Consider the following 14,015-nt stretch of genomic DNA (forward strand, 5'->3'; position numbering starts at 1 on the left):
TCCATTAATGACTTTGAGAGGATAAGGTAATGCAAGTTATTCTGCTTGATAAAGTAGCAAACCTGGGTAGCCTGGGTGATCAGGTTAACGTTAAAGCGGGTTATGCTCGTAACTTCCTGGTACCACAGGGCAAAGCTGTTCCTGCTACCAAGAAAAACGTTGAATTCTTCGAAGCACGCCGTGCAGAACTGGAAGCTAAATTAGCTGACGTTCTGGCTGCTGCTGAAGCTCGCGCTGCGAAGATCAACGCACTCGAAACTGTTACTATCGCGTCTAAAGCTGGCGACGAAGGTAAACTGTTCGGTTCCATCGGTACCCGTGACATCGCTGACGCTGTAACTGCAGCTGGCGTTGAAGTGGCTAAGAGCGAAGTTCGTTTACCGAACGGCGTTCTGCGTACCGCTGGTGAGCACGAAGTGGACTTCCAGGTTCACAGCGAAGTATTCGCTAAACTGATCGTAAACGTTGTTGCTGAAGCGTAATTTTCGCTGATTCACGCGTAAAGACGCCGGCCTTGTGCCGGCGTTTTGCATTTCTGTATCCGCTAAATCAAATCAGCTGTTAACGAGCACGCTCAAAGCTGCCATCCGGCTGGCGTGTAAACAGCACTTGCTGATCGTTACCAATATCAATTGTCAGCCCTGTCACCACGCCACTGGCATTCTGGCGAATCTGCACCATCTGCCCGGTTTGCAAAGTACTCAGCGGTTTATTGTTGCCCTCTACCTGCGCCATTGAATAAACATCAGCGGGCGGTAAATTATGATCGCGGAACAGCTGCGCCATGGTTTGCCCGGACTCTACACGGTATGAACGCCATTGCTGCTCTATATCATTATTGGCTTGTGGGGTTGGCGCTTGTGGCTGTTCCTCAACGCGAGAAGGTTCGACAGGCGTCGCTGGTTCAGTATTGGCTGGTGGGTTGACTAAGTGGGCACGAATTGGGGATTGTGATTCAATGGAGAGCTGCGCATCGCGGGTGACCGGACGGACTGTCTCATCAGGCATTGGCCACAGAAATCCTGTCACGACGACCAGTGTCGCAATAATAATGCCGCGGCGATGCAAGGCCGGCAGTGGGTCCATCAGCCGGATGTTATCGGGTGCGTGCCAAATCCGCGCAAGCCAGGGTTTAATAGCGAATCGCATCAGCAACACTCCTCATATACACAATGTGCTCTGTCATTATCCCTTCCATTATAGAACGCTAACTATTTGATGCATTGCACAATCCAGGTTTATGTGACGTTCTACTCGTCATCTAACTCGCTATTGCCACTGATATTTAGCATTCATTCAAACCATTGTTCCTGTTTCGTCTGCATTTGTCACCTTTGCCGCTTTTGCATTTTACCCAATAGATTGACGCTGCTATGCTGCTGGCCTGCTTTTAAATACATTAAAGGAAAACCCATGACGACCCCTTCTTTTGACAGCGTCGAAGCGCAAGCAAGTTACGGTATTGGTTTACAGGTAGGTCAACAACTCAGTGAATCTGGTCTGCAAGGCCTGCTGCCAGAAGCGCTGGTAGCGGGTTTGCGTGATGCTCTGGAAGGGAATGCTCCGGCAGTTCCAGTTGACGTTGTTCATCGTGCACTGCGTGAAGTCCACGAGCGTGCTGATGCTGTTCGCCAGGAACGCCAGAAAGAAATGGCTGTTGAAGGTCAGAAATACCTGGAAGAAAACATCTCCAAAGAAGGCGTGAGCAGCACTGAATCTGGCCTGCAATTCCGCGTTCTGACTCAAGGCACTGGTCCAATCCCAGCGCGTAAAGATCACGTTCGTGTGCATTATACCGGCAAACTGGTTGATGGCACCGTGTTTGACAGCTCCGTACAACGTGGTGAGCCTGCTGAGTTCCCGGTAAGCGGCGTTATCGCAGGCTGGATTGAAGCGCTGACTCTGATGCCTGTTGGCTCAAAGTGGGAACTGACTATTCCTCATAACCTGGCTTATGGTGAGCGTGGCGCTGGCGCGTCCATTCCTCCGTACAGCACCCTGGTTTTTGAAGTTGAACTGCTGGAAATTCTGTAAGCGTTCAAATAACCCTGCTTCGGCGGGGTTTTCACTTGCCTGAATATTAGTTCGCATTATTTTATTCTGGTTTTACTTCTGCATAAGGTGCTTTTGTGATGCAATTCTCGCTATTAGGGTGATTATGTACACAAAAACAACATAAAATTAACAATATTGTTTTTTTCAGATATTCACCCCATCAATTCTTCCCTATTATTGTCGCTGCCTTGCAGTGCAACATTTCGGCAACATCACATTTCAAAGGCCAGTAGAGCCTGAACACCACAGACAGACAGGAACATACAACATGGTAGATCAGATTAAAGTAGCTGACGTAGCTGAAGCTCCGTCCGAACAGTCGCTACGGCGCAACTTAACTAACCGTCACATCCAACTTATCGCCATCGGCGGTGCCATCGGCACAGGTTTATTCATGGGCTCGGGTAAAACCATCAGCCTTGCTGGCCCATCGATAATTTTTGTTTATATGATCATCGGATTTATGGTGTTCTTCGTCATGCGCGCCATGGGCGAATTGCTGCTATCAAATCTTGAATACAAGTCGTTTAGTGATTTCGCCGCAGACTTGTTAGGCCCATGGGCAGGCTACTTCACCGGCTGGACATACTGGTTTTGTTGGGTAGTCACCGGTATGGCTGACGTCGTGGCCATTACGTCCTATGCGCAATTCTGGTTCCCTGGATTATCGGATTGGGTTGCGTCAGTGGCAGTCATCCTGATACTGCTGAGCCTGAACCTCGCCACCGTTAAAATGTTCGGTGAAATGGAGTTCTGGTTTGCGATGATCAAAATTGTCGCTATCGTTGGGCTGATTGTCCTTGGCGGGGTGATGATTTTAACCAATTTCCACTCTCCGTCTGGCGTTGAAGCATCCCTCAATAACCTGTGGAATGACGGTGGCTGGTTCCCTAAAGGGCTGAGCGGCTTCTTTGCCGGATTCCAGATTGCGGTGTTCGCGTTTGTAGGCGTTGAACTGGTAGGGACAACCGCTGCTGAAACCAAAGACCCAGAGAAATCACTGCCGCGTGCGATTAACTCGATTCCGGTGCGTATTATCGTGTTTTACGTCCTGGCGCTGATCGTGATTATGTCCGTGACACCATGGCGTTCTGTGGTCGCAGATAAAAGTCCGTTTGTTGAATTGTTTGTTCTGGTCGGCTTGCCAGCTGCGGCGAGCATCATCAACTTCGTGGTGCTGACTTCAGCAGCTTCTTCTGCCAACAGCGGCGTGTTCTCCACCAGCCGTATGTTATACGGCCTGGCACAAGATGGTGCAGCGCCGAAGGCTTTTGCGAAACTGTCTAAGCGCGCGGTTCCGGCGAAAGGTTTAACCTTCTCCTGCATCTGCTTGTTGGGTGGCGTGGTGATGCTTTATGTGAATCCGAACGTCATTACCGCTTTTACGATGATCACTACCGTTTCGGCGATTCTGTTCATGTTCGTCTGGACGATTATTCTGTGCTCGTACCTCGTGTATCGTAAACAGCGTCCGCATCTGCATGAGAAATCTATCTACAAAATGCCGCTCGGTAAGCTGATGTGCTGGGTATGTATGGCGTTCTTCGCGTTTGTGATTGTGCTGCTGACGCTGGAAACGGATACCCGCCAGGCCCTGATGGTGACGCCATTGTGGTTTGCGGTGTTAGGTGTGTGCTGGATGTTTATCGGCAAGAAGCGCATTGCGGCAATGCGTAAGTAATTTTTTAGCCCTCACCCTAACGGTATGGTTTTCCCCCTCTCCCTGAGGGAGAGGGCCGGGGTGAGGGTTATCTTACTGATTTATTCCCCAGCTAACGCCCGTGGGAACAGCACATTATTCTCAAGACTAATGTGGTTCATTAAGTCATCAATCAATTCGTTAATCCCGTTATACATGGCTTTCCACGTGGTGCAGGCTTCTGGCGGTGGTGTCACATTATTGGTGGTATGTTTGATGACCTCCAGCAATTCACCCGCTTCATCATGCTCGCTTTCCATCACGCTAATTGGGCCGTTCGCCTGTGAACCCATACCTTGTTTGATCATCGGGAACAGGATCTGTTCTTCTTTCATCATATGGCTGCTTAGTTCCTGATGCAGCATGGTGAGATATTTCGCCAGGCCTTTTGGTACATTCGGTTTATCTGCATGTACGCGCTCAACTTTTGTTGCCTGAAGAATCAGCTCTGGTAGTTGTTCGCGGTGACGGTCGTGGTAACGCACCAGAATATGGTCGATGATTTCGGCCAGCGGTGCCGCACGCCACTCTTTCTCAACTGGTTGTTCAGCAAGCGTTGCTAGTTCTGCTTCAATCGCATCAAGATCCAACTCTTTACGTGTCGCTGCACGTTCAAGTGTCTGCTTTCCGCCGCAGCAGAAATCGAGATCCAATTTACGGAACAGCGCGGAAGCGCGTGGAATGGTTAAAGCCAGTTCACCTAAAGCCTGGTCGCGGAAAGCCATGAGCAAATACCTCGTTGTCGATAATATAAGATGCATTTTAAATGCATCTTTATGTCGGCGCTATGACTATTTCGAGGTAAGACGCTATTTATCCGTCGTCATAACCACTTCAGCGATTGTACTTTTCTGCGGTTTCGTCATCACGGCCAGCACCACGCCCGCAACCAAACAGACGATACCGAGTAATGTCATCAACGGCGGCCAGCTGTTGCGCAGCATAAATGTGTAAGCCAGTCCCGCCAGGGTTTCAAAGACGATTAACGGGCCGACGATTACCGTCGGTAAGCGCTGGCTGGCAATGTTCCAGCACAGCGCGCCCAGCCACGAACAAAATAGTGCAATGGCTAACATCAACGTTAAAAAGACTTCCGGACGTGGACCAAAGGGCAGGGCAAAGTCGCTGTCGGTGCGAGACATCCACAAGCAAACCGCGATGTATCCGATAAATGAAAACGGCAATATAGAAAGCCCTTGCGCAGTTGCCCACATCAGCGGGTTTTTATCCGGATTCTCACGCAGCCAACGGGCATTTCGCAGCGCATACCACGCCCAGCAGGCGACAGAAATAAACGCCAGCCCTATGCCGCTGATATATCTCCACCAACTGAAATCGAGCTCGCCGGTGCGTAATTCGGCGGTATTCACCATTACCAGGCCCAGCGCGATAATCACCAGCGCAGGTGCCAGCCGGTGCCACGGGAGCTTGCCATCACGCTTGCTATAAAGCAGGTTGGCAAATACCGGAATAACGACCGGCAGCGTGCCGATAATCATGGTGGAAATGGGCGCCCCGGTGCGCTGAATCGCGCTGGCCAGGCAGACGTAATAAATCAGATTGCCGACGGTCGAAAGCTTGAGCGCGGTGAACCAGTCAGTGCGGGTCAACTGGCGCAGACGCTGGCGTCCAAACCAGGCCAACGGGAGCGCAATCAGCCCCAGCGCCAGATAGCGTCCGGTTGACTGCATTGCAGCAGGGTAATCAGGAACAATCAGTGGCCCCACGAAAATCAGCCCCCACATCAACCCAGCCAGCAGGGCGTACAACACACCAGTTAACATTTTCTTCATCCACTTAAATGCTTTGCATAGAGTGTAGGTGTGGACTGGAGGAAAATATTGTACCAGCTTGCGGTATTGCTAACGGGCGACCTGCTTTTGATAACGCACCGGCGTGATGCCATAACGCTGGGAAAAGGCGCGAGTCAGATGGGCCTGATCGGTGAGCCCGCTGGCAGCGGCAACTTGAGCGGCGGGCATCCCATTCGTCAGGAGTCGCTTGGCGTGCCACAGGCGAATCGCCATCAGCATCTGATGCGGCGTGGCGTGGAAATGGGCTTTGAACATGCGTTGAAAGTGATAAGGACTCAGCGAAACCACGGCGGCAAGCTCATCGAGCGTTACTGGGTGCATATAATTATCGTGCAGATAGTCCCGAATTTGCTCAAAACGATGCGCCGACTCTTGCCGCGTCATGGGTAAATGGTGAGCATAAGGCTTAAACGTATCGATAAGATTCAGCAACAATCCTTGCTGAGCCAGCTGATCGTTTTCGTTCCATAACCCGTTAATCAAGCGTGATACGTGGCTCGCCCGTAGCGGATCGCAAGTGACCACTTCATTAAATGACCAGTTACGCGAACCCGTCACCGCTTCGAGAATGTCCGGTTCGAGATAAATCATGCGGTACTGCCAGCCATCTTCGGTAGCCGCTTCACCAGTATGCAGTTCATCAGGGTTCATCAACACTAACGAATCCGTGGCGGCGACATGCTGCACACCGCGATAACGAAAACGCTCGGCCCCCATAGTCACAGTGCCAACACCAAAGGCTTCATGAGTGTGCGGTTCAAAGGCGTAACGCGAAATATGCGCGTGATAAAGCTCAACGCCGGGCAGCTGTGGCAGATGCCGGAATTGAGCGTGGTCTTTTTCATCACTGAACTGTTCAGGAACGCCTTGCACATTAATCTCCGTCAGGACACCCCGTAAGTATAGGGATGTCCTGGTTTAACGGAAAGTTAACAATTACAGCGCAGAACGCACGCTTTCGGCAAGTGAGGTGGTTGGGCGGCCAATCAACTGACTCAACTGGCGGCTATCCTCGAACAGGCCACCTTTCGATGCGCCAGCATCGGAGTTTGCCAGCATTGCGGCTAACCCTTCTGGCAGGCCAGCACCGAGCAAAGCCGCTTTAAAATCAGCTTCTGGCAGGTTTTGATACACCACGGTTGTGCCGCTTTGTTTCGTCAATTCTGCCGTCAGCTCAGATAGCGTCCAGCCGTGGTCGCCAGCCAGTTCGTAAACTTTGCCCGCCTGGTTGTCGAGGGTCATCACTTTTGCGGCGGCAGCCGCATAATCTGCACGTGTGGCCGAGGCGATTTTGCCTTCTCCGGTGCTGCCAATAAATGCACCATGTTGCAGTGCTGGCGGCACGCTGGCGAGGTAGTTTTCGGTGTACCAACCGTTGCGCAGCAGCACAAATGGAATGCCTGATTGTTTAAGCATTTCTTCGGTTGCGATGTGTTCATCTGCCAGACCGAGCGGTGAAGAATCGGCATGCAGCAGGCTGGTGTAAGCAATCAGTTTCACGCCCGCTTCTTTGGCGGCTTCAATCACGTTGTGGTGCTGAACCGCACGTTGACCGACTTCGCTTGAAGAGATCAGCAGCAGTTTTTCAACGCCACGCAGCGCTTGCACCAGCGCGGTTTTATCTTCATAACTGGCCGCACGAACCTGAACGCCACGCTCAGAAAATGCCTTGATTTTTGCTGGGTTACGCACAATAGCAACCAGTTGGTCAGCAGCAACAGTTTTCAGTAATTCCTCAACAACGAGTTGGCCCAGTTGGCCGGAAGCTCCGGTAATCGCGATCATGATAAATCTCCTGTGGGGGTTCTGCTTAAGTTGTGCCACACTATCACCAGCACTAACTTTAAGTAAGTACGCACAAAAAGGTAAGTATGAAATGAGTGAGATTGAGAACCGCCCGTTGTCGTTAACCGAGCAAATGCGTGATGGCAATTTGTTCGCCGAACAATGCCCGTCGCGAGATGTGTTAAAGCACGTCACCAGCCGTTGGGGCGTGCTGATTCTGGTGGCCTTGCAGGGTGGTACACATCGCTTTAGCGACCTGCGCCGTAAAATGGGCGGGGTGAGTGAAAAAATGCTCGCGCAAACGCTGCAATGGCTGGAAGCCGACGGTTTCGTGAATCGCAAATCCTACCCGGTGGTACCGCCTCATGTGGAATACAGTTTGACGCCGTTGGGCTGTGAAGTGGCTGAGAAAGTGGCTGAACTGGCTGATTGGATCGAAGGGAATTTGCCAAGGGTAATGGCGTCCCGCAGTGAGCGGGACGCGTGAGTGATTACTTACTCAAATCCAACTGATAAATCGCAAAGCCGATTTCGTCGTTGCCAACGTTTTTCATCGGATACTGGCCTTTATCTTTGATAAAGGTGGTGGCTTTCTCCGACGGTGAAGTTTCAAAGCGAATATCTAATTTCTGATTACTGTGGATTGGCGCAAGGCGCCAGTTGTTATCGGCAGCTGGGTGAATCTCTTTGCTCGCGGTAATCCAGTTCGCCAGCACCGAGCGGTTCTCATCCGGCGAGGCGAAAGCGATATGGCTATCACCGGTACCCGCAAACTTGCCGCCGTAAGCGCGATAGTTATTGGTTGCCACCAGGAAAGTCGCGTTCGGGTCGATTGGCTTGCCTTTGAACGTCAGCCCTCTAATACGCTCGGCCTTCGGGTTCACCATCTGGCATTCGCCGTCGTAACGCGCCGGTTGCGACACATCAATCTGGTAATCCACGCCGTCGATAACATCAAAGTTATAGGTGCGGAAACCATCCCAGTTGATCAGCGACTGCGGTTTGCTGCTGTTCACATCAATCTGATTAAACTGCCCAGCGGAACACTCCAGCCATTCCTTCACCTCTTTGCCGGTGGCTTTTACTACCACCAGCGTGTTCGGGTAAAGATACAAATCGGCGGCATTACGGAAGGTGAGCTGGCCTTTTTCCACTTCAACAAAACTGGCTGGGTCATTCTTACGCCCGCCGACTTTGAACGGTGCCGCAGCAGACAGCACCGGCAAATTCGCCAGATCCGGGTCGCCCTGAATGTATTTTTCAACGTAGGCGAGCTGCGCGTTATTGACCACTTGCACCGTCGGGTCATCCTGAACCAATGCCAGATAGCTGTACATATTGTCGGAGGATTTGCCGATTGGCTTGCTGACAAACTCGCGCGTGGCGTCGTGATCGTGTTTCATCACTTCCACCAGTTTGGCGTCTTCTGGCACCAGCGCTTTCTTCGCTACGCTGTCGTAGATTGGGCGTGCTTCTGCCTTGCTGCTGGTGACCTTCCACGAGCCGCTATCGTTGTTCAGCACCAAATCAACCACGCCAAGATGGTCGCCCCACATTCCCGGCATCACCGCCGGAATACCGTTCAGCGTGCCTTTATCAAGATCAACACCTTTGATATTGGCAAAATCTTTGCCAGGGAAAACAGCATGAGCGTGGCCAAACAGAATGGTATCTACACCCGGAACTTCGCTGAGGTAATAAACGGAATTTTCAGCCATCACATGATATGGGTCGCTGGACAAGCCGGAGTGGGCGATAACCACCACTAAATCCGCGCCGTTTTTACGCATCTCAGGCACATACTGGCGGGCGGTTTCGGTAATATCTTTAACCGTCACTTTGCCTTCCAGATTGGTTTTATCCCACGTCATAATTTGTGGCGGCACAAAACCGATATAGCCAATGCGTAATGTCTGCTCTTTGCCGTCTTTATCTTTCACTACCGTTTCTTTGATGACGTAAGGCGTGAACAGCGGTTTATTGGTTTTGGCATCAATGATGTTGGCATTCACATAGGGGAATTTCGCCCCGGATAACGCCATCTGCAGGTAATCCAGCCCATAGTTAAATTCGTGGTTGCCGAGGTTGCCGACGGCGTAGTCCAGCGTATTCAGCGCTTTATAAACCGGGTGAATGTCGCCTTTTTTCAGACCGTTGGCCGCCATGTAATCACCAAGCGGGCTACCCTGAATCAGATCTCCGTTATCCACCAGTACGCTGTTTAGCGTCTCACTACGGGCGGCATTGATTAAGCTTGCTGTCCGCACCAGCCCGAATTTCTCTGTCGGGGTGTCTTTGTAGTAATCGAAATCCATCATATTGCTATGCAGGTCGGAGGTTTCCAGGATTCGCAGGTCAACGGTTGCGGCGTTAACGCTGGTGGCAATCAGCATGGCAAGGATCGTTGCGCTAAACTTAATCATGTTAAAGGTCCTTTTTTAAAGCTAGTTCACAGAAGGCTATGTATATAAACGTTGTTGCTTACAATTTTGTGAAGTGTGCCAGAAATCAGAATCGTTAAACCGGAATCGCTTCACAGATGGCGCAACCCGACGCGATGAGATATATACCCGACATACTTCAAATTGCCTCATTGTTGGCTGCGTGAACGCGCCCGAATCACTTACTGATGTAAGCTCATCGGCACTTGTTCTCTTGCCGCCTCGATGCAATTTGAATTATTTAGGGTATAAGTAAAACAACAGGTTATTTGTGTGACACAACATGAGGTGGAGAATGTTAGATAAAATTTGCCAACTGGCTCGGGAGGCTGGAGTTGCCATCATGCAGGTTTATGAGGGGCAAAAGCCGCTGGAGGCGACCCATAAATCCGATGACTCACCCGTGACGGCAGCTGACATTGCGGCTCACACCATTATCCTGAAGGGGCTGCAAGCGCTTACGCCAGAGATTCCGGTACTTTCTGAAGAAGATCCGCAGACCTGGGAAACGCGCCAGCACTGGCAGCGTTATTGGCTGGTGGACCCGCTGGACGGCACCAAAGAGTTCCTGAAACGTAACGGCGAATTCACCGTCAATATCGCGCTTATCGAAAACGGCAAAGCCGTGTTGGGCGTGGTGTTTGCGCCAGTTCTGAACGTGATGTATAGCGCGGCAGAAGGCAAAGCCTGGAAGGAAGAAAATGGCGCGCGTAACCAAATCCATGTGCGCGATGCCCGCCCGCCGCTGGTGGTGATCAGCCGTTCCCATGGCGACGACGAACTGAAAGAATATCTTCATCAGTTGGGTGAACACCAGACGACATCCATTGGTTCATCACTGAAGTTTTGCCTGGTGGCGGAAGGACAGGCGCAGCTTTATCCGCGTTTTGGGCCAACCAACATCTGGGATACCGCAGCAGGCCATGCGGTTGCGGCAGCGGCTGGTGCACACGTTCATGACTGGCAGGGTAAGTCGCTCGACTACACCCCGCGCGAGTCATTCTTAAACCCTGGTTTCCGGGTCTCGATTTACTAAGTAGCTATTTACTCAGCAGTTCTCGCAGCAGGCTTATCACCTGCTGCACTTCTTCCTGAGTCAGTGCGCCATCTTTGGCAAACTGAACACGGCCCTGTTTATCCAGCACCACAATCGCTGAACTGCCGGTTTCGAGCTGCCATGATTTTTGCGCTACGCCGTTGCTGTCGACGATAAATTGCGACCACGGATACTGAGTCTTGTTGCTCTCCAGGCTGCTGCGCACAAACATCCCGGTGCCAATAATCGCGTCATCGGTGTTCACAATCGTGGTGGTTTGATAGCGGTCATGGGGGAATTTAGCCGCTTTAATTGCTTCAACGACACCGGCATTTTTCTCTTTCGCACTGGTGCGCCCGGCAATAAGTTGCAGCGTTCGCACTTTCCCCACCAGCTGCGCGCTATTCCAGCTTTTGTAGCTAAACTTATCATTATCGAGCATCAACTCACCTTTATCCGTAATACCAATCGGTGAGACACGCTGATTTTTCTCGAAATTATGTGCCGATGCTGCAAGAGGTAACAGCAACAGGGCAAGCGCAAGGGTTGTGCGTAGGGACATGATGACTCCTTATCTTATTATTGGCGAAAGATTGCAGGTGATCCGACCACTCGTCGTGACGTTTTAAGCATATGTGCTGAATAGCTTTCTGTCCCGCAACAACAATGCCAGTTTGCGGGGTGCCGCACATATCCCTGTAATTCGAAGGCTTAAGCTTAGATTTGTTTACATTTGCAAAGATTATTCTGAGAAATTGTAATCATACGGTAAATAAGATTGTGCAAACTAGGTGTCGGTTTGTATATGGACTATAGTTTCCAGGCACCAAATTTTCCGCCTCGTTTTGTCGGGCCAAATGTGGAACCGCAGGGGCGTTAACACTGCAGGAGAGAAGAAGAATGAAAATTTTCCAACGGTACAACCCGCTTCAGGTGGCGAAGTACGTGAAAATCCTGTTTCGTGGACGGTTGTACATCAAGGACGTTGGCGCTTTTGAATTTGATAAGGGCAAGATTCTTATCCCAAAAGTGAAAGATAAGCAGCATCTATCTGTTATGTCAGAGGTAAACCGCCAGGTTTTGCGTATGCAGGCGGAGATGGCTTGAAGCCATAAGTAGTACCAAAAACGGCACCCGAGGGTGCCGTTAGTGTTTCTGGATTTTGAGAATTAAGCTGCGTTCTGTTCTTCACCATCCGCCGGTTTTGGCGTCAACGGCGTTGGTTTATTATCGATACGTGTCACCAGCAACTGGTCGATGCGGTAGTTATCAATATCCACCACCTCGAATTTGTAGCCAGAAAACTTCACTGAATCAGTACGCTTCGGGATTTTACGCAGCATAAACATCATGAAGCCGCCGATGGTTTCATAGTTGCCAGACTGCGGGAACTCATCGATATCCAGCACGCGCATCACGTCATCAATCGGTGTGCCGCCTTCAACCAGCCAGGAGTTTTCATCACGAGCAACAATTTGCTCCTCCATGCCCTGGCCAACCAGGTCGCCCATCAGTGTGGTCATCACGTCGTTCAGCGTAATGATACCCACCACCAGCGCGTACTCGTTCATGATAACTGCAAAGTCTTCACCCGCAGCTTTGAAGCTTTCCAGTGCTTCGGACAGCGTCAATGTATCGGGAACAATCAGCGTATTACGCAGATGCACGCCACTGTTGAGCGCAAGGCTTTGGTTGCCCAATACGCGGTTCAGCAACTCTTTTGAATCAACATAGCCGACGATATGGTCGATATCGCCATTACACACCAGGAACTTGGAGTGAGGATGCTCGGCGATTTTATTCTTCAGACTCTGCTCGTCGGTATGCAAATCAAACCAGATGATATTTTCGCGCGACGTCATGGATGACGGCACGGTACGCGATTCCAGCTCGAACACGTTCTCAATCAACTCATGCTCTTGCTTACGCAACACTCCCGCCAATGCACCCGCTTCAAAAACGGCATACACATCATCGGAGGTGATGTCGTCATTGCGCACCATCGGCAGTTTGAAAATGCGGAAAATGACGTTGGCCAGGCCGTTGAAGAACCACACCAGCGGACGGAAGATAAACAGACAGAAGCGCATCGGGTTGATGATTCGCAAAGCAACAGATTCAGGCGAAATCATACCGATGCGTTTCGGAGTGAGGTCTGCAAACAAAATGAACAGGCTGGTGACCAGCGTGAAGGAAAGAATAAAGCTCAATTGGTCAGCCATTTCTGGCGAGAAAAAACGCTCCAGAAGGACTTTAAAGGCCGGGGAAAACGCTGCGTCACCGACGATACCGCCGAGAATGGCTACCGCGTTCAGGCCAATCTGCACCACGGTAAAGAACATGCCAGGGCTTTCCTGCATTTTCAGTACGCGTTGTGCGTTCAAGTTGCCCTCATCAGCTAGCAGCTTGAGTTTGATTTTGCGGGATGCAGCCAGTGAGATTTCCGAAATAGAGAAGAACGCACTGACGGAGATAAGAAGAAGTATTAATAAAATACTGTTTAACATAGTTTATCCGGCTTAGAGCCAGAGCCTCGGAAGGAAAGTTGAAAATCTAAGGGTTAGTACATTTTGACTGCCAGTCCGTGGAGGTTGGGCCAGCAATTTCAACGGGTAGTATAGCGTAAGGGTGTGTGAGGCTGCCAGAGGACAAAAACCGCTTTCGTAGGGCGGGTAAGCGCAGCGCCCCCGCCGGAACCGGCGCAAATGGTGGATGACGCTAGTCGCTTATCCACCCTACAACTACTGATACAGGTTACAAACCGTTTTCGTAGGGCGGGCAAGCGCAGCGCCCCCGCCGGAACCGGTGCAAATGGTGGATGACGCTAGTCGCTTATCCACCCTACAACCACTGATACAGGTTACAAACCGCTTTCGTAGGGCGGGTAAGTGCAGCGCTCCCGCCGGAACCGGTGCAAATGGTGGATGACGCTAGTCGCTTATCCACCCTACAACTACTGATACAGGTCACAAACCGTTTTCGTAGGGCGGGCAAGCGCAGCGCCCCCGCCGGAACCGGTGTAAATGGTGGATGACGCTAGTCGCTTATCCACCCTACAACTACTGATACAGGTTACAAACCGCTTTCGTAGGGCGGGTAAGTGCAGCGCTCCCGCCGGAACCGGTGCAAATGGTGGATGACGCTAGTCGCTTATCCACCCTACAACTACTGATACAGGTCACATA

The 14,015-nt window shown here is 51.1% G+C and carries 14 protein-coding genes; 6 read left to right on the forward strand and 8 right to left on the reverse strand.

Annotated elements, in window-relative coordinates; genetic code table 11:
• Window positions 1-29: 29 nt before the first annotated feature.
• Complete coding sequence (gene rplI, locus EC843_RS20490) at window positions 30-482, forward strand: 50S ribosomal protein L9 (RefSeq protein ID WP_064515713.1); 453 nt, start codon at window positions 30-32, stop codon at window positions 480-482.
• A gap of 79 nt (window positions 483-561) precedes the next feature.
• Here rplI and EC843_RS20495 read toward each other — a convergent pair whose 3' ends face one another.
• Complete coding sequence (locus EC843_RS20495) at window positions 562-1,155, reverse strand: LysM-like peptidoglycan-binding domain-containing protein (protein WP_133522967.1); 594 nt, start codon at window positions 1,153-1,155, stop codon at window positions 562-564.
• Window positions 1,156-1,413: 258 nt separating this feature from the next.
• Between EC843_RS20495 and fklB the strand changes: the two genes are divergently transcribed.
• Together fklB and cycA are read left to right on the forward strand one after the other, a co-directional pair.
• Window positions 1,414-2,034 carry an FKBP-type peptidyl-prolyl cis-trans isomerase gene (gene fklB / locus EC843_RS20500; RefSeq protein WP_064540691.1) on the forward strand — a complete coding sequence of 207 codons (621 nt, stop codon included), beginning with the start codon at window positions 1,414-1,416 and terminating at the stop codon, window positions 2,032-2,034.
• A gap of 289 nt (window positions 2,035-2,323) precedes the next feature.
• Window positions 2,324-3,736, forward strand: coding sequence for a D-serine/D-alanine/glycine transporter (cycA, locus tag EC843_RS20505; protein WP_064540688.1), 1,413 nt, complete (start codon window positions 2,324-2,326; stop codon window positions 3,734-3,736).
• An 80-nt stretch (window positions 3,737-3,816) separates the two neighbouring features.
• On the opposite strand, the gene ytfE is transcribed toward cycA, so the two are convergent.
• The 4 genes from ytfE to EC843_RS20525 form a co-directional block, all read right to left on the reverse strand.
• Window positions 3,817-4,479 carry an iron-sulfur cluster repair protein YtfE gene (ytfE, locus tag EC843_RS20510; protein ID WP_064540685.1) on the reverse strand — a complete coding sequence of 221 codons (663 nt, stop codon included), beginning with the start codon at window positions 4,477-4,479 and terminating at the stop codon, window positions 3,817-3,819.
• 84 nt (window positions 4,480-4,563) lie between these two features.
• Complete coding sequence (locus EC843_RS20515) at window positions 4,564-5,538, reverse strand: DMT family transporter (RefSeq protein ID WP_133522997.1); 975 nt, start codon at window positions 5,536-5,538, stop codon at window positions 4,564-4,566.
• Between the two features lie 78 nt (window positions 5,539-5,616).
• Window positions 5,617-6,441 carry an AraC family transcriptional regulator gene (locus tag EC843_RS20520; protein WP_133522968.1) on the reverse strand — a complete coding sequence of 275 codons (825 nt, stop codon included), beginning with the start codon at window positions 6,439-6,441 and terminating at the stop codon, window positions 5,617-5,619.
• Window positions 6,442-6,504: 63 nt separating this feature from the next.
• Window positions 6,505-7,353: an SDR family oxidoreductase gene (locus EC843_RS20525; protein ID WP_133522969.1), complete on the reverse strand. Its 849-nt coding sequence runs from the start codon at window positions 7,351-7,353 to the stop codon at window positions 6,505-6,507.
• A gap of 91 nt (window positions 7,354-7,444) precedes the next feature.
• Here EC843_RS20525 and EC843_RS20530 point away from each other — a divergent pair, with 91 nt between their 5' ends.
• A complete protein-coding gene (locus tag EC843_RS20530) occupies window positions 7,445-7,840 on the forward strand; it encodes a helix-turn-helix domain-containing protein (RefSeq protein WP_064540672.1) in 396 nt (131 codons plus the stop codon).
• Between the two features lie 4 nt (window positions 7,841-7,844).
• Here EC843_RS20530 and EC843_RS20535 read toward each other — a convergent pair whose 3' ends face one another.
• On the reverse strand, window positions 7,845-9,776 hold the full coding sequence (locus EC843_RS20535; RefSeq protein ID WP_133522970.1) for a bifunctional 2',3'-cyclic-nucleotide 2'-phosphodiesterase/3'-nucleotidase: 1,932 nt from the start codon (window positions 9,774-9,776) through the stop codon (window positions 7,845-7,847).
• Window positions 9,777-10,089: 313 nt separating this feature from the next.
• Here EC843_RS20535 and cysQ point away from each other — a divergent pair, with 313 nt between their 5' ends.
• A complete protein-coding gene (gene cysQ, locus EC843_RS20540; RefSeq protein ID WP_133522971.1) occupies window positions 10,090-10,830 on the forward strand; it encodes a 3'(2'),5'-bisphosphate nucleotidase CysQ in 741 nt (246 codons plus the stop codon).
• Window positions 10,831-10,834: 4 nt separating this feature from the next.
• On the opposite strand, the gene EC843_RS20545 is transcribed toward cysQ, so the two are convergent.
• The gene (locus tag EC843_RS20545) at window positions 10,835-11,392 is read right to left on the reverse strand and encodes a YtfJ family protein (protein ID WP_064540663.1); all 558 of its coding nucleotides are present in this window, start codon (window positions 11,390-11,392) and stop codon (window positions 10,835-10,837) included.
• A 338-nt stretch (window positions 11,393-11,730) separates the two neighbouring features.
• On the opposite strand from EC843_RS20545, the gene EC843_RS20550 reads away from it, so the two are divergent.
• The gene (locus EC843_RS20550) at window positions 11,731-11,937 is read left to right on the forward strand and encodes a DUF1107 domain-containing protein (protein ID WP_121266826.1); all 207 of its coding nucleotides are present in this window, start codon (window positions 11,731-11,733) and stop codon (window positions 11,935-11,937) included.
• A 62-nt stretch (window positions 11,938-11,999) separates the two neighbouring features.
• Here the strand turns inward: EC843_RS20550 and EC843_RS20555 are convergent, their stop codons facing one another.
• The gene (locus tag EC843_RS20555) at window positions 12,000-13,337 is read right to left on the reverse strand and encodes a hemolysin family protein (RefSeq protein ID WP_064540660.1); all 1,338 of its coding nucleotides are present in this window, start codon (window positions 13,335-13,337) and stop codon (window positions 12,000-12,002) included.
• Between the last annotated feature and the right edge of the window lie 678 nt (window positions 13,338-14,015).

The organism is Buttiauxella sp. JUb87, assembly GCF_004361975.1.
GTDB lineage: Bacteria > Pseudomonadota > Gammaproteobacteria > Enterobacterales > Enterobacteriaceae > Buttiauxella > Buttiauxella ferragutiae.